Genomic DNA, 25677 nt, shown 5'->3' with positions numbered 1-25677 from the left:
AATATTAGATACAATTTTTTTATTAAGAACCTTTTATCATACCCTCATATCTTTAGCTTATAAATTTAAAATTTTATTTCGTACAAGTTCTTGTCGCCCATAGGGCTGCCTCCCTAAAAGACGTTTATGTGCTAAGTGCTAAATAATTTAGAAATTCAGTTAGCTGAATTTCCTCCTTTAGCAGGTAAGCTCAATGATATTTTTAATATTGAATAATAGTATGGGATTTATATTGTAGAGAGCATTGAGTAAGTATTAAAAGTTCTTTATTTCTGAACTCAAAATATCGTTAAGAACCTTCTATTGTTCGAGCAGAGCGAGTTTAGAAGGTTTAGATATTTTAAGGGCAGAAATATTAGACCTTTTTTACGAAACGAACGCTTTCCTAAATATAAATCCCATACGATAGATTCAATATTAAAAATGCTATATTTTTTCTAAAGGCTTTCATAAAAGCTTTTTAAAAGCAGTGCATCCTTTTCAAGCATAGGGCTTTCACAAACCACACAGCCTTTAATATCAAAGGTTTTAAAGGCTTTTAAGCATTCTTCAAATTTAAAATCACTTTCTAAAAATGGAAGGTGATTTTTTTCGCCTTTTTCTCCGTAGTTTATACCTGATATATGTATATGCATATCTTCTAAGGCTTCGTAGCCAAGTTCATTCTTTATATGTTGAAGTACCGTTGCAAAGTCATCATAAGTCTTTAAGCTGCCGTTATATCTTGCGTGTAAATGGGAAAAATCAATGCAAGGTTTACAGGTTTTAACTTCTTTACAAAGAGCTACATTTTCTTCAAGGCTTCCAAATTGGGTGCCTTTTCCGGTGGTTTCAAGTCTATAATCCACTCCAAGGTCAGGAAGTTTTAATAGGTTCTCTTTAATGGTATTAAAGGTTTCTTGTTTACTGTCCTTTAAATAAAATCCAGGATGAAATACCAAACTTCTTCCTTGTACTTTTAAAAGAGCTTCAGCGCCTTTTATTATTCTCTCAAGAGACTTTTCTTGTTTTTCATCTTCATCAGCATTTAAATTTATATAATAAGAGCCATGTGCAGAAAGATAAAAGTCATTTAAAAGTTTTGAATTTAAAACTTCATCTTTATTTTTATCTGTGATATTTACAGAACGCACAAAGGGGAGTTCCATTGCATCAAGTCCTATGTTTTTTAAGTATTCTATGCCAGTTTTATAAGTAAATTTCATACCTTCTTCGCCTATAGGCAGGCCAGATATTCCGAATAATAATTTATCCATAATAAAGCACCATCTTTCTTGAATTATATTATATGACTATCAAACAACTTCATTTAGAGATCATATTTAATAATTAATATTATTCAATTATAATAGTTAATTGTCAAGTGTATAAATAGTAATATCACGGCTTGGATTTTAATAATTATATTAGCTTTAAGGGCAATCCAATTGTTGAAAAATACATTTCCGAAAATATATAAATTAATCCTTAATATGGTATAATACTATTGATTTATATGAATTATGGTGCATATAATTGCATGTGAAAGTGAAAATACTAAGAAAATAATACACATTGAAGGGATGGAGTACTATGAAGTTTAGTGAATTTAAATATGAAAGACCTAATATAAAAGAAATTAAGGGAAAGTTTAATATTCTTCTTGAAGAATTTAAAAACAGTGATACTTTAGAGAAACAAAATAAAATTATGGAAGATATAAATAAATTAAGAAGTGAATTTGAATCTATGGCTCAAATAGCTGAAATAAGACATACCATTGATACTACAGATAAGTTTTATGAAGAGGAGCAGGACTTCTTGGATATCAATATGCCATTATATGAAGAGGTTATATCAGATTATTATAAAGCTCTTACATCCTCTAAGTTTAAGGAAGAGCTTGAAGCAAAATGGGGAACTCAGCTATTCGATATAGCAGAGCTTTCAATTAAGACCTTTTCTCCCGAAGTGATTTCAGATCTTCAAGAAGAAAATAAGGTTTCTAGTGAATATACAAAGCTTCTTGCATCAGCAAAGATAATTTTTGAAGGAGAAGAGAGAAATTTAGCTCAGATGGCTCCATTTATGCAATCAAAGGATAGAGAAGTAAGAAAAAGGGCATCAGAGGCAAAGTATAAGTTCTTTGAGGAACATGAAAAAGAATTTGATAACATATATGATAGGCTTGTGAAGATAAGGACAAGAGTAGCTAAAGCTCTAGGCTATAACAACTTTGTAGAGCTTGCTTATGACAGGATGCTTAGAACAGACTATAATAAGGATATGGTGAAGAATTTTAGAAAACAGGTAGAGGAAAGTATAGTACCTGTATGCCAAGAACTTGTAGAAAAACAAAGAAAAAGACTTAGCTTATCTAATATGAGTTATTATGATTTAGATTTTAAATTTAAAACTGGGAATGCGAAACCCCATGGTGATGCAAATTTTATGGTGAATAATGCAAAGAACATGTATAATGAGCTCTCCAAGGAAACAGGAGAATTTTTTGACTTTATGGTAAATGGAGAGCTTTTGGATTTAGTAGCTAAAAAAGGGAAAGCAAGTGGAGGGTACTGTACTTATATAAGCGAGTATAAGGCTCCATTTATATTCTCAAATTTTAATGGAACTTCAGGCGATGTAGATGTTTTAACTCATGAAGCGGGGCATGCTTTCCAAGTTTACAGCAGTAGAGACTATGAAATACCAGAATACCAATTTCCAACCTATGAAGCTTGTGAAATTCATTCCATGAGTATGGAATTCTTTACTTATCCTTGGATGAATTTATTCTTTGAAGATGAAACAGAAAAATATAAATTTTCTCATTTGGCAGATGCGCTTTTATTTATACCTTATGGAGTATCTGTAGATGAGTTTCAGGAGAAAATTTATGAAAACCCTGATATGACTCCTGAGGAGAGAAAAAATACTTGGAGAGGTATTGAAAAGAAGTATCTTCCTCATAAAACCTATGAAGAAAATGACTTTCTTGAGAAAGGTGGATATTGGCAGCAACAAAGACATATTTATGAATCACCTTTTTATTATATAGATTATACCTTAGCTCAGTTATGTGCTTTTCAATACTATGTATGGTCCATGGAAAATAGAGAAAAGGCATGGAAATCCTATGTTAAGTTATGTAAGCTTGGGGGAAGTAAGTCCTTCTTAAAACTTGCATTCGAAGCAGGACTTAAATCACCTTTTGAAGATGGAACTGTAAGGGAAGTAGTAGATAAAATAAAAAAGGAACTTTTAAGTGTGGATGACAGTAAATTTTAGGTTTGTTATTAAAAAGTATACAGTGATTTAAATCATTGTATACTTTTTATAATTTTTATAGTAATAAATTTAAGAAAAGGGCTTATTGGTTTGTTTTAATAAGCTTTTTTCTTTTACTTTAATGAACTTTATTATTTTATTAAACATATATACTTTAATTATAATTTTTTTCAATAAAAATAATTACATAATTCTTTAAATTATCCTATATTTTTTTCTTTAATTAAGGTTTTAATTAGTTTATAAATATTTTAAAAATAAGAAAGATAGCAAAGAAAAAAGAAAATATGAAAAAAAGTTGTAAAATCGTTGGAAATATCTTGCGCACGTATGCTATGTTATGACATAAAATAGTATTTTAGGGGTATATAATAAAAATAGGTTAAGCAATAAACCTAAATGATTAAAGAATAATGAACTTATAGGAGGAGAATGTTATGAGAAAATCACGTGCACTTGCTTTAGCATTGGCTTTAGCATCAGTAATTACTGCATCATCAACAATTTATGCAGGTGGTACTAGCTTAAAGCCAAGCGGTCCATGGGTAACTGAAACTCAAAACATAAGCTTAAGCGGCTTACATGACTATGAGGAATTATCAAAAACGTTGAAGCAAATTGAAAAATCATCTCAGGGCAAAATGCAGCTTTCAACTATAGGACAATCTAATCAAGGTAGAGATATATATCTGGCGAAAATAGGGACAGGCCCTAAAAAAGTTATGGTAATCAGTCAACAGCATGGGAATGAACCCTTAGGAACAGAGGCAGCACTGAACGTATTAAAATATTTAAGTACAGATAATAGTAAAATTGAAGACATATTAAGCAAAGTTACTTTATATATTGTGCCAAGGGTAAATGTTGATGGAACAGAAAAGAAACAAAGGTATACGGATGATCCAACTGCACCAAAGGTTAGCTATTCAAGTGCTGGTGTAGGATATGATATGAATCGTTGGCATTGGCAAAACTGGGAGGACAGCCCGTATTATAAATTGGATAATGGAAAGACGTTCCCAACTAATCCTGTTAAGGAATCAGTAGCGGTATTGAATACATTTAAAGCTATTCAGCCTGAATGGATAATTGATTTACATCATCAGGGCACATATCTTAATGAAGAAGATGGAGATATGATTAAAACTTCAATACTTTGGCCTACAGATCCAAAAGCAAAACCTGAAGCAGTAGAGTTATCAAAGAAAATGTGCTCAGTTATATATAATGATCTAGAACATTTTGGATTTGCAGAAGTAAGTAGATATGATGGCGGGGCTTATGAAGGAATAGCAAGAAATTCCTACGGTATAGCTGGAGCTGGAAGTGTTTTAATTGAAATGCGCGGACAAATGCAGAGTCTTGGACAAAAATCTTCGGGATATCTAACAAAAACTTTTGTAGAAGCTATTATGTCTCTAGTATCATCAACAGCGGATGGTTCCTTATACGAAGCGGATACAAGCATAGCTGAAAATATGCCAGAAACAGGACCATATGTAACTAAAGATGGAATAGAAGTAGAATAAAAAATAATAATATTAATAAAATATAGCATTTAATTTTCCTCTCTGGTAAAGCTAAATATAAGCTTTACTAAGAGGGGCATTTTTAATGGGAAATAATGATATAATAGTAAATTATAAATATCATATGTAAGGAGTTTTACTATGGGAAGAGGTAGCAGTAAAAGTACAGTAGATAGAAATTTTAGAAAAATAAAAAGTCAAATAAATCAAATAGAACAAATAGTAAGGCATACTAAACCACATATGCTTTGGGAGCACGAGGCATCAGTTCGTAAAAAAATAAAGCAATTAAAAGAGTTTGAAGGTCTTGATAATAAAGAGTTTAGAGTAGTTCATGAAAGATATTCAGAAATTTTAGAGTACATATCTAAAAAACTCATAGAGGATTACAATAGAAAAAATCATACAAGTTATAGATTTGACGAAATAGTGAAGGGGAATTATGGCGCTTATTTAAAATCAGGTGCTATGAGTGTACTTATAACTAAGCATATTCCAAAGCTTATATATCATGAATTTGAAACAATATTTCCTAAAAATCCAAAGGATGAATATGAAGATGCACGAAGACTTAAAAGAAAGTTTTATCTTCACTTGGGAGAAACGAATACTGGAAAAACTTACAATGCTATGCAAAGGTTAAAAGAAGTTACTAAAGGAATATATTTATCACCTTTAAGAATACTAGCATTAGAAAATTTTGAAAGGCTTAACAGTGAAGGAGTAAAGTGCAACTTACTTACAGGAGAAGAAGAGATAATCATAGAAGGTGCAACCCATACTTCATGCACTATAGAAAAGTTGAATATAGGAGAAAACTATGACCTAGCAATAATAGATGAAGTGCAAATGATAAATGACGATCAAAGAGGAGCAGCATGGACAAGAGCTATGTTGGCGTTAAATTGTAAGGAAATTCATGTGTGTGGTGCGTTAAATGCAAAAGAGCTTTTAATAGAAATAATAGAGGATTGTGAAGATGAATACGAGTTTAGAGAATATACAAGGGATATACCTTTAGAGATACAAGAAAATCCTTTTGCATATAAGGATATTCAAGAGGGAGATGCATTAGTTGTATTTTCTAAAAAGAGAGTTTTAAATCTTGCATATCATTATGCTGATTTAGGCATAAAAGCAAGTCTTATATATGGAGATTTGCCTCCAGAAGTTAGAAGAAAGCAGTATGAACAATTTATAAATAAGGAAACCTCTATACTTATAACTACCGATGCAATTGGTATGGGAGTAAATTTGCCTATAAAGAGAATAGTATTTATGGATGTTAAAAAGTTTGATGGCAATGAAGTAAGATATTTAACTTCTCAAGAGGTAAAACAAATTGCAGGAAGGGCAGGTAGAAAGGGTATATATGATATAGGATATGTAGCATCCCATGGGCATACGCAAGACTTTATAGATGAGATGATTATGGTAAAAGATAGGGACATAAATGAAGGGGTAATAGGGCCTAGTGATGCAATACTAAAGGTAAAAAGTTTACCTTTAAGAGAAAAGTTAGCATTATGGAGCACAAGAGAAGAAAAAGTATCTTTTTACAGAAAGATGGATATAAATGAATATATAATTATACTTGATAACTTAAAGTTTTATAAGTTAGATGAATCAATCCAATGGAAGCTTTTGAAAGTACCTTTTGATGTAAGTGATAAAGATCTTATGCACACATTTTTAACTTATGTAGATGAATTATTTGTAGCAAAACAAGAAAAACTTTCAAAACCTTCTTATAGATTTAATGACTTATATGAATTAGAGATTTACTATCAAAAATTAAATTTATATTACTCTTTTTCAAAGTTGTTCCATTTGGAATTTGACGAAGAATGGATTCAAGAACAGCGTTTAAAAGCAAGCGAAGGAATAAATAACATTCTAAAGAAAATATAGAGATAAGGCGACATTTTTAATGTTCTGGGTCGTATAGAATTTTCATCTAGGAAGCCGTTCTAAGGCTCATTCAATGCCCCTGAAGTATTAAAAAGTTCTTCATGTGAACTGCTAAAGGAAAAAATTTAGATAACTGAATTTCTAAAAATCTTTTAGGGCGGCACTCCTTGACATTGCAAGATCTTATGCTAAATGGATGAGGAAATATAGCTTATAAGTTAAAGATAAGGTAATACAATAAAAAAATTTTTATAAAAAATAGAATGATTAATATTTTATGACCTATCGGTCTGCGGGCTTAACAGCCATTTGATAAGTGTTAATTTAAAAGGAACTTTGGCCAAAGTGAAATTCCTCCCTTCAGCAGTGTGGATGAAGATATTTTTAATGTTAAATTTAGTATGTATTCTGCATTGTAGAAAGCATTGAACAAGCAATTAGAAGCTCTTTCTCTCTCAATTTAAATCGCCGTAAAGAACTTTATACTGTCTGAGCGGTAACGAGTTTAGAAAGTTTAGGCGATTTAAATTCAGAGATATTAGAGCTTCTTTGCGTAGTGAACGCTTTCTTAAATGCAGAACCCATACGGAAGATTTAACATTAAAAATGTCATAATATTCTTTTATGATGACTATAAGTTATTGATTTCTACTATATTAAAGCCAAGCTTTGTTGCCTCTTTAATAAGTTCATTTCCATCTATATGTATACAATAAACTTTTTCTCTTAGATTTTCGGGAATCAAATCAGACAGTTTACTAATGGATAAATGACCACTTCCCATATAGTCAGGGTAGCAGGTATCTTGATATAACTCATCAATTTTTCCGTTCTTAAAGAGATTTAATGTGTTTTCCTCAATGGCATTAGAATCACCACTATAGTAAATCGTTTTATTATCATAGTAAATAAAATAACCATAGCAATACATTTCTTTAGAATGAGAAGCTTTTACGGGCATAACTTCTATATCACCTAAAGAAATACTAGTATTTTCATAGCTTTCTATTAAGTTGTACATATTATCTTTATTGTTCATTATGCTAAAAAGAGATTTTAATGCATAAGAGGAGGGGTATATTATAGAAACTTTTTTATTTAGCATATAGTAACAGTAAAAAATAAGGCTGCTAAGGCTTCCTACATGGTCAGAATGTAAATGAGTAATTAGTATTGTTATCTCTTTAGAATTTTCTAATAGCCTCTTTTGTTTTATTCTTTCAAATATGCTTTCTCCACAATCTATTAAGAGAAGTTTATCACCGCGTCTTATATAAGCTGAAGTATTTCCCTCTTCTGTATTAAAAGCAGAACCTCTTCCTAAAAAGTTTAATGTTTGCATAAAAACACCTCCGTATTCAGTGATACATATTATTATACCACCATTTATTATTTATAAACTATTGACTATATTTCTAAAGTGATATATTATTATCTTGTAAAACACGAATGATGGTTTCGAAAATAAATATTTAGTTCGTTACAATCGGGCTTTTGTGTAATTATAAAATAAAGAATTATCGTAGTTAATGTGTAAATTTTAGGAGGTGACAAATATGAAAAAGAGAACTGGCTTTTATTTAATGATACCTGCTGCAATATTTTTGACTTTGTTCGCTATAATTCCGGTATTTAAAATATGTATTTCTACATTTCAAGCTGAAGGTGCATTATCTATAGAAGCCTATACCAACATACTTAGGGATTCTTTTTTTCAAGATGTATTTATAAGAACTATGAAACTAAGTTTAATAAGTACTATAATATGTGCAGCTTTAGGATTGCCTACAGCGTATTACATATCTAAAATAGGTGTTAAAAGAAGAGGATTATACATAGCGCTAGCAGTATTTCCTATGCTTACATCTCCAGTTGTTCGTTCTTTTTGTTGGATTGTAATACTTGGGAAGAAAGGACTTTTAAATACAATTCTTTTAAATCTTAACTTAATCAATAGCCCACTTAGCATGTTATATAATGAATTTTCTATTGTAGTGGGATTTGTGCAATTGTTCCTGCCTTTAATGATACTTTCTCTTATAGGTGTAATGGAAAATATAACAGAAGACTACATGCTTGCAGCAGAAAGTCTTGGAGCTTCTAAGTTTAAGGCGTTTTTAAAAGTGGTATTCCCATTAAGCGTGCCAGGACTCATGACAGGAAGCGTACTTGTATTTACTGGATGTCTTACTGCATACACCACTCCACAGCTTTTAGGAGGGACTAAGACAAGGGTTTTAGCAACATTGATATATCAAAATGCAATGACTTTATCTGATTGGAATAGCGCATCTGTTGTAGCCGTTATAATGATAATTACAACAATTATAGTTACTTCCATCATGAATAGAGGCGCTAAAACTTTAAATAAAAGGGGGTAGGACAAGGTGAAAAAGAATAAATTTTTAGTGATATTCACTTTAATGGTATATATTTTCTTGCTAGGACCACTGCTTATAATAATCGGAGCTTCTTTCAGCAGTGAAAATTTTTTAGCTTTCCCTCCAAAGGGATTTTCTCTTAAATGGTTTGAAAATATATTAAATGTAGAAATGTTTATGGAAACTTTAAAAATTAGTTTGGGAATTGCTTTTTTGGCTACTATGGTAGCACTTATTATGGGAATTCCAGCAGCTTATGCTATAAACAGATATAACTTTAAGGGTAAGAATGTTCTTAATGGAATATTTGTATCGCCTGTACTTATACCAGGAATAGTTTTAGGGTTTGCATTATTAAAATTTTTAATGGTAGAAAATGATTTTCCAGTTTACTTAAGCTTGTTTATCGGACATGCTATAATACTTTTTCCTTATGCTATAAGGGTAGTTTCTTCAAGTCTTAGTAATTTTGATTATTCTATAGAGGAAGCAGCTATGAGTCTGGGGTTAAGTAAAGGAAGGACATTTTTTAAGGTGGTACTTCCTAATATTAAATCAGGAGTAATAGCAGCATTTATACTTGCATTTATAAATTCCTTTAATAATGTGCCTCTTTCGGTATTTTTATCAGGACCAGGTGTAAGCACATTACCTATACAAATGCTAAGTTATGTAGAGTACAATTATGACCCAACTATTGCAGCGTTATCTGTTGTGCTTATGGTATTTACAATAGTTTTAATGGTAATTGTAGAAAAAACTTTAGGGTTAAGTTATTTTGCTAAATAGGAGTGATAATATATGGCATTACTTGAATTAAGAAATATAACTGCAGGTTATGGCGATAATATGATACTTAAAAACTTTAATTTCCAAGTTGAAAAGGGAGAGCTTGTTTCTCTTTTGGGGCCAAGCGGATGTGGAAAAACAACAACTTTAAGGCTTGTTCAAGGCTTTTTAAACAGCACAGAAGGGCAATTTATATTTGACGGTGAGGATTATACTAAAGTGCCTGTGCATAAAAGAAACTTTGGATATGTATTTCAAAACTATGCGTTATTTCCTCATTTAAGTATATTTGATAATGTGGCATTTGGATTAAAGCTTAGAAAAGTTGATAATTTAGAAATAAATAAAAGGGTTATGGAAATGCTTGAGGTAGTAGACCTTAAGGGATTTGAAAAGAGATTTCCAGATGAACTTTCAGGAGGACAAAAGCAAAGAGTTGCTCTGGCTAGAGCTCTAGTTATAAGACCAGGATTATTACTATTTGATGAACCTTTGAGCAACTTAGATGCAAAACTTAGGGTGAAAATGAGAGTTGAAATAAGAAAGATTCAGCAAAGACTTGGAATTACTGCAATATATGTAACTCATGATCAAGAAGAATGTTTTTCTATTTCAGACAAGGTTGCGGTAATGAATGGCGGCATAATTGAACAGTTAGATAATCCAATTAACATATATAACAATCCACTAACTGAATTTACTGCAAAGTTTGTGGGATTTGAAAACTTCATAGACTTAGATCTTATAAGTGAAGAAAATGGTCAAGGAGTTTATAAAGCAAAAAATAGCACAATATTCTATACAAGCTACACAAAGGGGTCGGATGCAAAAGGAACCATAAGACCGGAAGATATAGAAATTCAAAGATTTGATGGAAGAAATTCAGAAAATACCATAGAAGGAATTGTTGGCATAAGTACATTCCTAGGAAAGCAAATTCAGTATATAGTAAGCACTAAGCTTGGTGATTTTATTGTAAATACAAGTTTTGAGAATAACTTTAAAAATGGTGAAAAGGTAAATATTAAATTTAATAAAGATAAATTAATATTAGTTTAAGGGGGAAACATCAATGAAAAAATTAAGTATTTTACTTGCATCAGTACTTACTGCAACTACACTTTTAGTAGGTTGTGGATCTAAAGAGGCTTCAACAAATACCAAGGAAGAACCAAAAACACTCACAATCTCCACTTGGGGGTTTAATGAGGATTTATTAAAGAAGAATATATATGAGCCTTTTGAAAAAAAATACAATGTAAAAATAGTTTTAGAAAAGGGTAACAATGGAGAAAGACTTACAAAACTTAAGCAAAAGAAAGAAGGAATTGATTTAATTTATCTTGCAGACTTGTATTCCATGCAGGGAATAAAAGAAGGATTATTTGAAAAGATAAATACAGCAAATATTCCAAACTTAAATAATGTATATGATTTAGCAAAAGCTCCTCAAGGAGAAGGATATGGACCAGCATACACTATAAATAGTCTTGGAATAGTATACGATCCAGAAGTTATTAAAACTCCTATAACATCCTGGGCAGATCTTTGGAAACCAGAACTTAAAGGAAAAATTGCAATTCCAGATATAACAGTAACTGCAGGACCACTTATGATGATGGTAGCAGGTGATCAAGCTGGAGTAGATATAAAGGGAAATGAAGCTAAAGCTTTTGATAAGATGAAACAGCTTGCTCCAAGTGTTGTTAAATATTATGGAAAATCCTCAGAGCTTGCAAATATGTTTAATCAAGGTGAAATAGCTGTAGCAGTTATTCAAGACTTTGCTTATGGAAATATATTGAAGGCATGCCCGGGAGCTAAATTTGTAACTCCTGCAGAAGGAAGTTATGTAGGGCTTAATACAATAAATGTAGTTAAGGGATCAAGGAACAAAGAACTTGCTGAAAAGTTTATAGATTTTGCATTAAGTGAAGAAGTTCAAACTGCAACTGGTAAAGCTAAAGTAGAAGCACCATCAAATAAGAATGTAAAATTAACTGAAGAAGAAGCTAAAGGTCAAACTTATGGAGAAGAAATGATTAAAAAGTTAAAGTCTGTAAATTGGCAATATGTAAATGAGGTAAATAAGCAGTGGATAGATACTTGGAATAAGGAAATATCCTCTGGGAAATAAGAAGGGTTAAATATATGATGGATTTAATAATAAAGAATATACAAGTATTTAATGTGTATTCAAAAAAGTTTATAAAGTCTTCGGTTGTGATAAAGGACGGAAAGTTTTTATATACTACTTTGAAGGATATAAAGAATATAAGGGCTAATAGGGTTATAGAAGGGGAAGGAAAGTATTTAATTCCTTCCCTTATAGATATACATCTTCACATAGAAAGCTCAATGGTAACTCCGGAAGCTTTTTCTCACGAGCTTATCAAAGATGGTGTGACTACAGTGGTTGCAGAACCTCATGAAATAGCTAATGTATTTGGAATTGTTGGAATAAAGGAAATGATAAAAAGAGATGAGAACTGCACTGCCGATATTTTTTATGGAATTCCAAGTTCTGTTCCTTCGACAGAATTAGAAACCTCAGGAGCGGAGATTGGCATAGAAGAATTTGAAGAGCTTATAAAAAATCCTAAGGTAATATGCCTTGGGGAAGTTATGAATTATGTTGAAGTGATTAAAAATCCAGAAAGTAAGATAAATAAGTTTTTAAGTTATATAAAAAACAAATATCCAAAGCTTATTATCGAAGGACACTGCCCAAGGATTGTGGGAGAAGATTTATATAAGTTTATATTTAATGGAGTGGATTCAGATCATACTCAGCACACTCCAGAAACTATAGAAGACAGATTTTTAAATGGTATGTTTGTAGAAATTCAAGATAAGTCGTTAACAGAGGAAAACATAAAGTTTATTGAAGAAAATGATATTTATAATAATTTTTGTTTTGTAACAGATGATGTAATGGCGGATAACTTTATAAATGAAGGCCATTTAAACAACATAATTAAAAAGGCAATTAAGATTGGTATGAAACCTGAAAGGGCAATAACTTTTGGTACATTAAACCCAGCTTTGAGAATGGATTTAAAGGACAGAGGAGCCGTTGCCCCAGGTAAAATAGCAGATTTTATAATATTAGATAATGTAGAGAAATTTAGTATTAATTCAGTATATAAAAATGGGGAATGCGTTTATGAAGAAGGTGAAAAATATCAATATACACCTTCCGAAAATAAATTTCCGAAAGATTTTTATAACAGTGTTAAACTTGAAAAGATAAATGAAGAAGATCTAAAAATAAAGGCAAATGTAGAAAATGGAAGGGTTAAGTGCAGAATTATAAATGTGAAAAATGGAAGTACTTTTACAGGGGAAGTTTTTGATTATTTAGATGTAGTAAATGGATATATAGATTGGGAAGGTTCTCCATATGCTCTTATAGGTGTATTTGAGAGACATAAGGGTACGGGTAATGTAACTTTAGCATTAGCTTCAGGAGATACAATTAAAAGGGGGGCAGTTGCAACTACTTATGCCCATGATCATCATAACTTACTTGTGATAGGAAAAAGTCCAGTAGACATAGTATGTGCTGCAAACTTTATTATAGAAAATCAGGGAGGATACTGTGTTTGTGAAAATGAAAGCATCCTAGCAAGTGTTAAACTTAATGTGGCAGGAATACTTTCTGAAAAGTCAGTAGAAGAAGTTGGCTTTGAGCTTTCAAAGGTAAAAGAAGCTATGAAGGATTTAGGATATAATCACTACAATCCTGTGATGTCCTTAAGCACAAATTCCCTTCCTGTTAGCCCTGAGCTTAAAATAACAGATATGGGACTTGTAAAGGTTAAGGAAGGAAAAATAGTAAACTTAATAGTGGAGGAATAATACATGAGTTACGATATAACAATGCAAAAACATATAAGATGTAAAGAAGGAGACGTAGCACCTTACGTATTAATTCCAGGAGATCCTGGTAGGGCAAGAAGGATTGCAGAAACCTTTGATACTATGGAAAAGATAGCAGAAAACAGGGAATATGTAGTTTATACGGGAGAAAAGGATGGAGTAAGGCTTACTGTATGTTCTACAGGGATAGGTGGACCGTCAACAGCAATTGCAATGGAGGAGCTTGCAAAAATTGGATGCCATACTTTTATTAGAGTAGGCTCCGCCGGAGGAAGAAGAGAGGATTTAAAAATAGGAAGCTCTGTTATAGTAAATGCAGCAGTAAGAGCTGAAGGAACAAGTAAGGTATATCTTCCAGAAATATACCCTGCAATTGCAAACTTTGATGTGACATTAGCGCTTAGGGAAGCGGCTGGCGAATTAAATGAAGAAGTTTTTATGGGCACAAGCCTTACAAGAGATGCTTATTATATGCAAGATACTGAATTAAATGAAAAGTTATCAAACACTGATGTTGCAGTATCTGAAATGGAATGTGCTACAGCGTTTATTGTAGGTTCTAAAAGAGGTTATAGGGTCGGTGCTATAGTAGGTACTGATTCTAATATACTTCAAAAAAATCAACTTACACTAGAAGAAAAGGATAAGCTCTATAATGAAGTTGAAAAGAAAATTATTAACATAGCAGTTAGAGCTTTAGTAAATCTGGCGAAGTAAGAAGCGGTGATTTACAATAATATTAAAATATCATTGTAAAGTATTAAAATAAATAAAAAAAATCTGCAAAGTATGAAGGAAAAAATTAATTTGTGTAGAATTATATATTCACGAAGATAAAAAATCTTCTTTCCCACAATGCCGGTTAGATGAAAGTCTGCCGGCTACCCCTACTTACTGATAATTTTGATAATGTAATTTATAAAGCATCCCAGTATATGGGATGCTTTTCTGTTAGGAGAAAGTAATATTATAAAATGATTCAAAAAGATACCAACGCCAAAAAGCCCTAGCATAGCTAGAGAAAATATGATATGATATTAAGTATGTTTTAAAACATGATATAGATAACCCATTTTACAGGGTAATTTCTATTATAATAACAAAATTGTAGTTTGTCAATAGTCTATGAATATAAAGTAGGGAGGAATTTAAATGAATACTAAATATGTATTTGTAACAGGAGGAGTTGTATCTTCGCTAGGGAAGGGAATAACAGCAGCTTCACTCGGAAGATTATTGAAGAATAGAGGGCTTAAGGTTTCTATACAAAAGCTGGATCCATACTTAAATATAGATCCAGGTACTATGAGTCCATATCAACATGGAGAAGTTTTTGTTACAGATGATGGCGCAGAAACAGATTTAGATTTAGGACATTATGAAAGATTTATAGATGAAAATTTAAGTCAAAATAATAATGTTACAACAGGCAGGGTATATTGGTCCGTTCTACAAAAAGAAAGACGTGGAGATTATTTAGGTGGAACAGTTCAAGTGATTCCTCATATAACCAATGAGCTTAAGGATAGAGTATATAGAATATCTAAAGAAAGAGATGTAGATGTGGTTATAACTGAAATAGGTGGAACCGTTGGAGATATTGAATCATTACCTTTTTTGGAAGCTATAAGACAAATCAAGTACGAAGTTGGACGTGAAAGTGTATGTTTTATTCATGTAACGCTAATACCTTACTTAGGAAAGGCAGGAGAGCTTAAAACTAAGCCAACTCAGCATTCAGTTAAAGAATTAAGGGGCATAGGTATTCAGCCAGATATTCTAGTATGCCGCAGTGAAAAACCACTTTCGCAGGATGTAAAAGAAAAAATAGGCTTGTTTTGTAATGTGGATGCTAATGCGGTAATTCAAAATTTAGATGCAGAGCATCTTTATGAAGTTCCCATTATGCTACATAATGAAGGACTAGATACACTGGTTTGTGATAAATTAAACCTAAACTGTACCGAAAATGAGATACATAATGAAGAGTGGTTAAATATGATTAATAAAATCAAGAATTTAAAAGAAAATACAACGATAGCTCTTGTTGGCAAATATGTAGAACTTCATGATGCATATATATCAGTTGTAGAAGCTTTAAGCCATGGAGGCTTTGCTAATAATTCTAAAGTGAATATTAAATGGGTCAATGCAGAAAATGTTACTTTTGAAAATGTAGATAGTTATTTAAAGGATGTAAGTGGAATATTGGTTCCAGGAGGCTTTGGAGATAGGGGAATAGAAGGAAAAATTGAAGCTATAAAGTATGCAAGAATAAAGGGGGTGCCATTTCTTGGAATATGCCTTGGAATGCAATGCTCAGTTATAGAATTTTCAAGAAATATATTAAGATATACAGATGCTAATAGTTCAGAAATATACGAAAATACTACTCATCCAGTAATTGATTTAATGTCAGATCAAAAGGATGTAAACGAAAAGGGTGGAACTATGAGACTTGGATTGTATCCTTGCAAGCTTGAAGAGGAGTCTAATGCATTTAGGGCATATGGTAAATCAGTAATTTATGAAAGACATAGACATAGATATGAATTTAATAATGAGTATAGAAAAATTCTTACGGATGCAGGACTTAAAATTACAGGGGTTAGTCCAGATGAAAAGCTAGTTGAAATTGTAGAAGTTCAAGACCATCCTTGGTTTGTAGCAACTCAATTTCATCCAGAACTTAAATCAAGACCTAATAAGCCTCATCCGTTATTTACAGATTTTATAAAGGCAACATTGAATAATAAATAAATTATTAATTTTAAATGAAAGTCCCTTAAAGGGACTTTCTATATTTGGATGCTAATCATTATTTATATTTTTAGTATATCTGAAGTGGCCAGTTATTTTGGGATACCAATAATCTAAAACATCAGCTTCAGCAGTGTAAGGACTTGAATTATGGATTATAAAGGGGACGCCGTCCTTTCTTCTTTTATCTGAAACTATGGCAATATGCTGAGGATTATCAAAGGTTATAATATCCCCACCCTGCCACTGTTTTAAATTTTCAACATCCCCAGGCGTAAGTTCTATAGTCAAACTTTCAGCATGTCTTGTAAAAAATATATGTAAATTAGGGACGCGCCTAAAATCAATATTAGGGTCTGGCTTTCCTTCTACTCGAGGATATAGGGTCATATTGTTTTTAATATCCTCATCCACCATATCCTTTAAGTTATACCCAGCATTTTCAAGTGCCCTCCATACTACATCGGTGCATACTCCTTCAGTACTTGGAGGATAACCACCTTGATAATAAACACTTTTATATATAGGTTTGTTTTTAGCATCAAGTCTTGCGCCTTCTACTATATCTTCTAAATCCAATTTTCCATCATTATCTTTGTCATTATTTACAGACACTTTTTCTACTTTTACAGGCTTTTTAAATAAATATTTGATTTTAGGTTTTTGATACTGAGCTATATTGTTTTTAATATCATTATATGAAATGGAATTCTTATAGCAAAAGGTCATAAAAGCACTAATTAATAACAGGGATATAACAAGTAATTTCTTTTTCATACTGGCACCTCCTTTAACTAAATTACGGATATAGTTTTCTAGTTTGCAGTATATATCTCTGTACCCTTTTGGCCATAAAGCTTAATATTTATTTTGACTTATTATACTGTGAAAGTTGTTTCTCATGAACATTTTACCATATAGTGATTACGATACAAAGACTGAAAATATTCTTGATTTTTTTAAATCCCTTTACAAATACTACAAGGAATTTTATAGTATAAAGAGAATAGATTAAGTAATAGAATAAAATGAGTAAAGGACGGGAATACACATGAATAAAAAGGGAATATGTGCATTAGCTTTAACATTAAGTTTTTCAATATCTTCTATAGTAGCAGCAGCTACTGTGAATGCAGACAGAATTTTTGGCCTAAATAGATACGAGACTTCAGCTGCTATAAGTGAAAAGGGATTTACAAAGGGTAGTGAAGTTGTTTTTATAGTATCAGGGGAAAACTTCCCAGATGCATTATGTACGGCACCTTTAGCTAAAAAGTATAATGCGCCAATACTTTTGAGTGGGAAAAATAGGCTTGATCCTAAAGTTAAAGAAAGGCTTCAAAGTCTTAATGCTAAAAAGGTTTTTGTAGTAGGGGGAACTGGAGTTATATCTGAGGATGTTGTAGAAGAGATGCAAGCTTTAGGCATGTATACTGAAAGAATATATGGACTTAATAGATATGCAACTTCAGCTAAAATAGCAGGAAACATGAGTGCAAGTAATGAAATAGTAGTGACAACGAGTTCTGCTTTTGCAGATGCATTATCCATTGCTCCTATTGCTGCAATGAAATCTATGCCTATATTATTGGTGGACAAGAATGAGATACCTAAGGAAACGACTGATTTTATTAAAAACCATGATATAAGCAAGGTGTACTTAATAGGTGGGCCTGGAGTAATAAGTGACAATGTAAAGGGGCAACTGCCTAATGCTACAAGATTATATGGAAATACAAGATATGAAACAAATATAAATGTAATAAATAATTTCAAGGAAGAATTAGAATTATCAAAACTTGTAATTGCTTCAGGAGCAAATTTTCCAGATGCTCTTTCAGGTTCAATACTTGCAGCGGTAAATAAAGCACCATTAATGCTTTTAAGTGAAAAACCAGGCAGTCTTACTGATGAGTTTATTAGTCAGAATAAAGAAAATATAAAAGATACTCTTGTATTAGGTGGAACTGCTGTATTAAGCCAAAATGCCCTTGATTATGTATGGGGTGATAAAGAAAGGCCAGTGGAAGAAGTAAAGTAGTGTAGACAAAAAACTTATATATTTATATAAATATATAAGTTTTTTATTAGGATATAAATTAATTTGATGAAATTTGTTTGGTATATTTAAAGACAAACTGGACATAAATTCATATAGATACTACTGAAAAAATTTAGGGGGAATCTATATGAATAAAAAAGCAATATGTACATTAACTTTAGCCTTAAGCCTTTCTTTGACCTCAGCAGTTTTAGCTTCAAATGTTAATAAGGAAAGAATTTTTGGATCGGATAGATATGAGACTTCAGCAAAGATATGCGATAGCGAATTTGCAAATAATGCTGAGGTTGCATTTATAGTATCAGGAGAAAATTTCCCAGATGCACTTTGTACTTCTCCTTTAGCAAAGAGGTATAATGCACCGATATTGCTTACAAGTAAGAATGAGTTAAGTTCTAATGTTAAAGAAAGGCTTATTAAGCTCAACGTAAAAAAGGTGTTTATAATAGGTGGAAATGGGTCAGTTAGCAAAAAGGTAGAGGATGAAATAAAGGCTTTAAACATAGAAGTGGAAAGAATTAGTGGAACAACTAGGTATGGAACCTCAGTAAAAATAGCAGAAAAAATGGATGAAAGCTATGAAGTAGTAGTTACAACCAGTTCGTTATTTGCAGATGCATTATCTATAGCTCCTATTGCAGCTATGAAATCAATGCCTATACTTTTAGTAAATAAAAATGATATTCCTAAGGAAACAGAGGAATTCATAAAAAATCATAATGTAGATAAGGTATACTTAATAGGTGGTCCTGGTGTAATAACGGATGCTGTTAAAAATAAACTTCCAAATGTAGAAAGATTATATGGGAATACTAGATATGAAACTAATATAAATATAATAAATCACTTTAGAGATGAACTAGATTTATCTAAATCTATAGTGGCTTCAGGAGAAAATTTTCCAGATGCTCTTTCAGGTTCAATGCTTGCGGCTATAAATAAAACTCCATTAGTACTTTTAAATGATAATCCAGGCAAAGCCACAGATAATTTTTTAAAGGGAAATAATGATGGATTAAAAGAAATAACTATATTAGGCGGACTAAGCAGTATAAGTGAAGACGCATATAGCTATGCTATAGGGGAAAAAGCAAGACCACAAGAAATATTAGCTTCTTTAAGTGAAAGTGAAATAAGAAACTATGTGGAAAATGGATGGGATTTTATAATAAATTCTGCGGTGGGGCTCAATAAGGATATTTTAAAACATGGTGACGAAGTGATAATAAATGATACTTACTATCATGAACTTAAAGATGAGTATTCTACTAGAGAAGGACTTTTAAAATTACTTAGTGAGAATTTTTCTAAGGAATACAGTAATAAATTGATAAATAGTTTGTATTACGAAAAAGTAAATGGTAAGTACTATATAGTAATTGGTCAGCCAGGATTAGCCTTTGAGCTTTCAAAATCCAAAATAGTTGATAAAAAAGTACAAGGAAATAAATTATATATTACTTGGTCAGGTTACTCGGAGTATGATGAACAGTATCCGTCTACAAAAGCAGTGCTTAAATTTGAAAATGGTAAGGTTGTGGTGGATTACTATGAGGAATTATCAGAAGTTGGCGGTGTAGCTAGATAATGATGAAACTTTATGGATGCACCGGTTGAATTTAATTTAAAATATGTTTAACTTAAATTCCTATAAATAAAACACTTTTTAAAGACAACAAGAATATTTCGGTATTCTTGTTGTTTTTTTATCCAATTATAAGTATCGATACAATTGCCATATTTATAGAAGTATGAAATAATAAAATAAAATTACTTTAATATAAAACTAATTCATGAAGCATGGGGGTTAAAATAATGAAAGAATATAAATATATATTTGGACCTATACCATCTAGAAGAATGGGATTATCCTTAGGAGTAAGCCCTATACCTAAAAAAACTTGCAACTATTCCTGTATATATTGTCAATTAGGTAGAACGGACAAAATGACCAATGAAAGACGCGAATATTTCCCTCTTGAAGGTATAGTAGAAGAATTTAAAGAGTACATAAAAAGCAATGATAATTTTGATGTGGTAACAGTGGTAGGAGAAGGAGAACCTACTCTCTATTCAAGACTTGGAGAGCTTATTGATAAGCTTAAAGCCTTAACTGAGAAACCTGTAGCAGTTATTGCAAATGGAGGACTTTTTGACTTGGAAGAGGTTAGACTAGACTTAATGAAAGCAGATATAGTACTTCCTACCTTTGATGCGTGCGACGAGGAAGAATTTATAAAGGTAAATAGGCCAATTAAAAAAATTAACTTTAAAAATATATATGAGGGATTGGCTAAATTTTGCAGAGAATACAAGGGGCAATTGTGGGTAGAAGTTATGCTCGTGAAGGGATTTAATGATAGTGAAGAAAGTCTTAAAAAATTAAGAGAGCTTTTAAAAGGTTTAAGGTATGATAGATTATATATAAACACCCCTGTAAGACCTCCAGCAGAAGGATATGCAGGTCAAGTATCTAAGGATACAATGATAAAAGCTTCAGAGATACTTGAAGGAATTGCGATAGATACCTTAACTGAAGGAAGTTTTTATAGTGAAGAAAAGGATAGTTATAAGGCTATACTTGATATAATAAAAAGACATCCAATGAATCAGCATGAGATTATTAGCTTTTTAACTGATAGAAATGCTGAAAATATAGATGATATAGTAAAAGGATTAGAAGAAGATAGTAAGGTAGAAGTAGTTAATTATAAGGGTTATAAAACTTTTAGATTAATATAAAGGACGGGATACTATGGAAAAACATATTAAAAGAGTAGCAGCTATTCATGATATGTCTGGTTTTGGTAAGACCTCTCTTACAGCAATAATACCTATATTGTCTACTATGAGAATTCAAGTATGTCCCCTTCCTACAGCTATATTGTCTACCCATACTGGAGGATTTGATAATTATACTTTTGTAGATTTAACAGATACCATGGAGGCATATATAAAACACTGGAAGGATCTAAATTTAGAATTTGACTCAATATACAGTGGTTTTTTAGGCTCTAATAGGCAAATAGAAATTGTAGAAGAATTTATAGATAAATTTAAGAAACAGGATACATTAGTAGTAGTTGACCCAGTACTTGCTGACAATGGAGAATTGTACAGCACCATGAATGATGAAATGGTAAAAAACATGAGACAACTTATTAAAAAGGCACAAATAATAACTCCCAATTTTACTGAAATGGCGCTGCTTTTAGACAAGGAGTATAATAGAAATATAAGTACAGAAGAACTAAAGTTATGGTTAAAAGAATTGTCTGATATGGGTCCGGAAGTAGTTATAGGAACAAGTATGCCTGAAGATAAGGATGAAAAGTTCACAAGTGTAATTGCTTATGACAAAAGGCATGATAAGTATTGGAAAGTTAGCTGTGCTTTTATACCTGCACATTATCCAGGAACAGGAGATATATTTAGTAGTGTTATAGTAGGAAGTCTTTTAAATGGAGAAAGCATTCCTGTAGCCATAGATAGGGCGGTTCAATTTGTAAATTCGGCAATAAAGGCAAGTTATGGATTTGATTATCCAGAAAGAGAAGGAGTACTTCTAGAAAATGTACTTAATAATCTTAATATGCCAGTATATATGAATAGTTATCAATTACTGTAGTAAGAAAACAGGTAATAATATTAAGGGGGAAATTCAGAGTAAATTGAATTTCTCCCTTAACTATTATTTATTGGCCATTAATTATTCTATAAAGTGTTGCCATACTTATGCCTAAGGCTTTTGCAGCGGCTTTTTTTCCGTTTAGGTCATTTCCATAAATATTTAGGGCATTTAAAACCAATGCCTTTTGATAGTCCTTTACCATATGGTTTAAATCCATGGAAGATTCAGCAACTTTTATGTTCCCATTTTTGAGTTTTGCGCCCAACACATCTAAAGATATATTACTACCGGTGGCAAAATTAACTCCATATTCTATGAGGTTTTTAAGCTCTCGTATATTTCCTGGGAAAGAGTATGAAAGTAGGGCTTTCTCGCATTCATTTGTAAAGCCTTTAATATCTTTTTCATAAATGGTACAAAACTTCTTTAAAAAGTATCTAGCCAAAAGTATTATATCGTAACCTCTTTCACGTAGGGGAGGTATTCTTATAGGAATTACATTTATTCTATAAAATAAATCTTCTCTAAAGATATCTTCGCTTACCAACTTATGTAAGTCCTTATTTGTGGCAGATATTATCCTTGGATTTACTTTTATAGTCTTAAGACCGCCAACTCTCATTATTTCCTTTTCTTCAAGTACTCTCAAAAGCTTTACTTGAGAATCTTGAGGAAGATCGCCAAGCTCGTCTAGAAATACTGTGCCATTTTTAGCTATTTCAAACTTTCCCAGCTTTCCTTGAAGATTTCCGCCAGTAAATGAGCCTTTTTCATATCCGAAAAGTTCACTTTCAATTAAAGATTCAGGAATTGCTCCACAATTTATAGGCATAAATATATCTTCACGACGTTTACTAGAGCAGTGAATAGCTCTTGCAAAAACTTCTTTTCCAGTACCACTTTCTCCTAAAAGAAGTACGGATACATCACTTTCAGCAACTTGCATAGCTTGAAGCTTTGCTTTAAGTAGGATTTCGCTTTCTCCAAGTATATCTTCAAAGGTAGTTATATTTGGGTTTTCAGTTACTTTAAAAACGGATTTCTGCATTTTATTAAAGTCTGAAAATAACAATACGGCTCCTTCACGTTTATCTTTTACAAGTATAGGAGAAGAGTTTATTATAAAGTAATTTTTGCCTATAGATAATGGGCCTATTTCACCATTAAAATTTATTTCTTTTAAACTTTTTATGGCGCTTTTAGAGAGTAAAGAGTTTATGTCGGATGAATTTTTTAAGGTATCTAAGTATTTTTCTTTCAGGTATTTATTTACCGTTATTATTTGCCCATCATTGTTTATAGTGATAACCCCTTCGTTTTTTATAGAATCTATTAAAGTATTGAATTCAGATAACTTATATTCAGCCATACTTCCTAAAAGTCTTTCGTGTATTTTAGAGGCTATTAGATTGCTAAGTCTATTTTCAAAGGCTTCATAATCATCTTTTTTATCTACAAATAGACCTTTTATATCGTGGTTGAAAATACTCATTCCCAGTATCCCAACTATATTTTCATCAACTACTATAGGCATGCAGAGTTCAGCTTGTTCTTTGCAGGTATCCTGAGCATAGCACCCTTGGCATAAGGAATCTTTAGTAGGGTCTGTAATAAAAAAGTTCTTTCCTGTTTCAAGAGATTTATGGTAAACAGAATTTTGGGGAATAAATCCACCTATTTTTTCTTTAAATTCCCCAGTTCCGCATATTCTTTGAAGATTTTTATCTACAATTGTTATATCTATTCCAGTTATGGCTTTAGTGGTTTCGCAAATTTCTTGCAGATCCTTTTGAAAGGTATTTAACATAATATATCTCCTCTTTATTTTACTCCAAGTATAATTAAAATATCGAAAAAAATTTACTAAACTATAATAGAACTATATTATCACAAATGATAATATAGTTCTCATTTCTGATAATACCTTAAATAAGGAATAAACACAAGTGTTTATACGTTTACATACTTATATTTATCAAATATGAGAATTATAAAAAGAAAATTTAAAATAAAGTATAAAAAGAAGGCACTTTAGCTATTGGCATGGTTATTGCTTATAAATATTGATAAGAATAAATAGTGATAGAAATAAAGGGAGGAAATTTTATGAATGAGGAATTATTATTAAATATATTAAAAAATCAAGTAACACCAGCTCTAGGATGTACAGAACCAGGAGCGGTGGCTTATGCTGTGGCAGTAGCTAAAGAAGCGCTTCACGAGGAAGTTAAATCTTTAGAAATTATAGTAGATAAAAATATATTAAAAAATGGTATGGAAGTTGGAATACCGGGAACGAAGGAAAAGGGAATTATATTTGCGGCAGCACTTTCACTAGTAATGGGAAAATCTGAATATAAATTGGAAGCGCTTAAAGGAATATCTGAGGAAGATATACAAAAAGCATTTAAGATAGTTAATGAAAAGATAATAAAATTAAATCTTAAAGATGACATTTCAGGATTATATATAGAAGTTATAGCAAAGGGAATAGGAAATATATCCATATCAAAGATTAGAAATACTCATTTGAATTTAGTAAGTGTATCAAGAAATGAAGAGATATTATTTGAAAAAGAAGAAGTTTTAGCTAATAATGAAGAAAAGAAGGAAGATGCTTCAAATTTAAGAGATAGAATAAGAGAATTTACAATTTCAGATTTGATTATGTTTGTTAATGAAATAGATTATGAAAAAATAAAATTTATAGATGATGGAATTCAAATGAACATGGCAATGGGGAATGTTGGACTTAAAGGAGAAAGTGGAATTGGTATTGCAAAGTTTTATAGTAAATTAGAAGGAGTAGAAAATAAGGCAAAGGCACTAACAGCAGCGGCATCTGAAGCTAGAATGTCTGGATATCCACTTCCTGTAATGAGTAGTGCAGGCTCAGGAAATCACGGACTTGTAGCAATACTTCCAATTGCATTTATAGGGCAGGAAAAAGGAATAGAAGAAGAGAAAATAATAAGAGCAGTTGCATTAAGTCATTTAGTTACTATATTTGTAAAAAGCTATACAGGTTCTTTAACTCCAGTATGCGGATGTGGAGTAGCAGCAGGTGTAGGATCTAGTGCTGGACTTACTTATCTTTTAGGAGGTAACACAAGACAAATAGAGGGTGCTATAAGTAACATGATTGCAGGTCTTACAGGAATGATATGTGATGGAGCAAAGATAGGGTGTGCTTATAAGCTTGCTATATCCGTAGCTTCTGCCTTAGATGCTAGCGAACTTGCCCTTAATGATGTAGTTATACCGTCAAATAATGGTATATTAGATGAATCAGTAGAAAAAACCATACAAAATTTAGGCAGGGTTTCTAATGAAGGTATGGATCATACTGATAGTGTTATATTAGATGTTATGGTTAAAAAGTGCATTTAATAATAAAAAATATATAAATAATCCAATATGATGGATAAATTAATCCCTACATTTAATATAAATAAAGAGTAGGGA

19 protein-coding genes are annotated in these 25677 nt (G+C 31.5%); 15 read left to right on the top strand and 4 right to left on the bottom strand.

Going from position 1 to position 25677, the window contains the following annotated elements; translation table 11 throughout:
* Positions 1-437 precede the first annotated feature (437 nt).
* Positions 438-1256: a TIM barrel protein gene (locus DP68_RS10115; protein WP_035309086.1), complete on the bottom strand. Its 819-nt coding sequence runs from the start codon at positions 1254-1256 to the stop codon at positions 438-440.
* Between the two features lie 316 nt (positions 1257-1572).
* Between DP68_RS10115 and DP68_RS10110 the strand changes: the two genes are divergently transcribed.
* The 3 genes from DP68_RS10110 to DP68_RS10100 all read left to right on the top strand — a co-directional run bounded on the left by DP68_RS10110 (position 1573) and on the right by DP68_RS10100 (position 6707).
* On the top strand, positions 1573-3267 hold the full coding sequence (locus DP68_RS10110; RefSeq protein WP_035309084.1) for a M3 family oligoendopeptidase: 1695 nt from the start codon (positions 1573-1575) through the stop codon (positions 3265-3267).
* Positions 3268-3704: 437 nt separating this feature from the next.
* Positions 3705-4796, top strand: a complete 1092-nt coding sequence (locus DP68_RS10105; RefSeq protein ID WP_052085743.1) for a M14 family metallopeptidase — start codon at positions 3705-3707, stop codon at positions 4794-4796.
* 141 nt (positions 4797-4937) lie between these two features.
* Positions 4938-6707: a helicase-related protein gene (locus tag DP68_RS10100; protein WP_035309082.1), complete on the top strand. Its 1770-nt coding sequence runs from the start codon at positions 4938-4940 to the stop codon at positions 6705-6707.
* 631 nt (positions 6708-7338) lie between these two features.
* Here DP68_RS10100 and DP68_RS10095 read toward each other — a convergent pair.
* Positions 7339-8049 (bottom strand): MBL fold metallo-hydrolase, encoded by a 711-nt coding sequence (locus DP68_RS10095; RefSeq protein WP_035309080.1) that lies wholly within the window; start codon positions 8047-8049, stop codon positions 7339-7341.
* 214 nt (positions 8050-8263) lie between these two features.
* On the opposite strand from DP68_RS10095, the gene DP68_RS10090 reads away from it, so the two are divergent.
* The 7 genes from DP68_RS10090 (at position 8264) to DP68_RS10060 (ending at position 16519) form a co-directional block, all read left to right on the top strand.
* Positions 8264-9088, top strand: a complete 825-nt coding sequence (locus DP68_RS10090; protein WP_035309077.1) for an ABC transporter permease — start codon at positions 8264-8266, stop codon at positions 9086-9088.
* A 6-nt stretch (positions 9089-9094) separates the two neighbouring features.
* On the top strand, positions 9095-9877 hold the full coding sequence (locus DP68_RS10085) for an ABC transporter permease (protein WP_035309075.1): 783 nt from the start codon (positions 9095-9097) through the stop codon (positions 9875-9877).
* Between the two features lie 12 nt (positions 9878-9889).
* Positions 9890-10936: an ABC transporter ATP-binding protein gene (locus DP68_RS10080; protein ID WP_035309073.1), complete on the top strand. Its 1047-nt coding sequence runs from the start codon at positions 9890-9892 to the stop codon at positions 10934-10936.
* Between the two features lie 13 nt (positions 10937-10949).
* Positions 10950-12014 carry an ABC transporter substrate-binding protein gene (locus tag DP68_RS10075; protein ID WP_035309071.1) on the top strand — a complete coding sequence of 355 codons (1065 nt, stop codon included), beginning with the start codon at positions 10950-10952 and terminating at the stop codon, positions 12012-12014.
* A gap of 14 nt (positions 12015-12028) precedes the next feature.
* Positions 12029-13738 carry an adenine deaminase C-terminal domain-containing protein gene (locus tag DP68_RS10070; protein ID WP_035309068.1) on the top strand — a complete coding sequence of 570 codons (1710 nt, stop codon included), beginning with the start codon at positions 12029-12031 and terminating at the stop codon, positions 13736-13738.
* Positions 13739-13741: 3 nt separating this feature from the next.
* A complete protein-coding gene (locus tag DP68_RS10065; protein ID WP_052085742.1) occupies positions 13742-14476 on the top strand; it encodes a nucleoside phosphorylase in 735 nt (244 codons plus the stop codon).
* Positions 14477-14911: 435 nt separating this feature from the next.
* Positions 14912-16519, top strand: coding sequence for a CTP synthase (locus tag DP68_RS10060; RefSeq protein ID WP_035309066.1), 1608 nt, complete (start codon positions 14912-14914; stop codon positions 16517-16519).
* 51 nt (positions 16520-16570) lie between these two features.
* Here the strand turns inward: DP68_RS10060 and DP68_RS10055 are convergent, their stop codons facing one another.
* Positions 16571-17296 carry a DUF1287 domain-containing protein gene (locus tag DP68_RS10055; RefSeq protein ID WP_035309064.1) on the bottom strand — a complete coding sequence of 242 codons (726 nt, stop codon included), beginning with the start codon at positions 17294-17296 and terminating at the stop codon, positions 16571-16573.
* A gap of 274 nt (positions 17297-17570) precedes the next feature.
* On the opposite strand from DP68_RS10055, the gene DP68_RS10050 reads away from it, so the two are divergent.
* The 4 genes from DP68_RS10050 (at position 17571) to DP68_RS10035 (ending at position 22209) form a co-directional block, all read left to right on the top strand.
* Positions 17571-18560 carry a cell wall-binding repeat-containing protein gene (locus DP68_RS10050; protein ID WP_052085741.1) on the top strand — a complete coding sequence of 330 codons (990 nt, stop codon included), beginning with the start codon at positions 17571-17573 and terminating at the stop codon, positions 18558-18560.
* A gap of 148 nt (positions 18561-18708) precedes the next feature.
* Entirely contained in the window at positions 18709-20169 is a 1461-nt protein-coding gene (locus tag DP68_RS18935; RefSeq protein WP_052085740.1) for a cell wall-binding repeat-containing protein, read from the top strand.
* A 227-nt stretch (positions 20170-20396) separates the two neighbouring features.
* On the top strand, positions 20397-21323 hold the full coding sequence (locus DP68_RS10040; RefSeq protein WP_035309061.1) for a radical SAM protein: 927 nt from the start codon (positions 20397-20399) through the stop codon (positions 21321-21323).
* Between the two features lie 13 nt (positions 21324-21336).
* Positions 21337-22209 (top strand): pyridoxamine kinase, encoded by an 873-nt coding sequence (locus DP68_RS10035; protein WP_035309060.1) that lies wholly within the window; start codon positions 21337-21339, stop codon positions 22207-22209.
* Between the two features lie 67 nt (positions 22210-22276).
* Here DP68_RS10035 and DP68_RS10030 read toward each other — a convergent pair whose 3' ends face one another.
* Positions 22277-24019, bottom strand: coding sequence for a sigma 54-interacting transcriptional regulator (locus DP68_RS10030; protein ID WP_035309059.1), 1743 nt, complete (start codon positions 24017-24019; stop codon positions 22277-22279).
* A 299-nt stretch (positions 24020-24318) separates the two neighbouring features.
* Here DP68_RS10030 and DP68_RS10025 point away from each other — a divergent pair, with 299 nt between their 5' ends.
* Positions 24319-25602 (top strand): L-serine ammonia-lyase, iron-sulfur-dependent, subunit alpha, encoded by a 1284-nt coding sequence (locus DP68_RS10025; RefSeq protein WP_035309057.1) that lies wholly within the window; start codon positions 24319-24321, stop codon positions 25600-25602.
* Positions 25603-25677 lie beyond the last annotated feature (75 nt).

Origin of the sequence: Clostridium sp. HMP27, assembly GCF_000765165.1 — a bacterium.
Classification (GTDB): domain Bacteria; phylum Bacillota; class Clostridia; order Clostridiales; family Clostridiaceae; genus Clostridium_AK.
The sequence above is the reverse complement of the archived record's forward strand: the minus strand, read 5'-3'. Positions and strand labels throughout refer to the sequence as shown.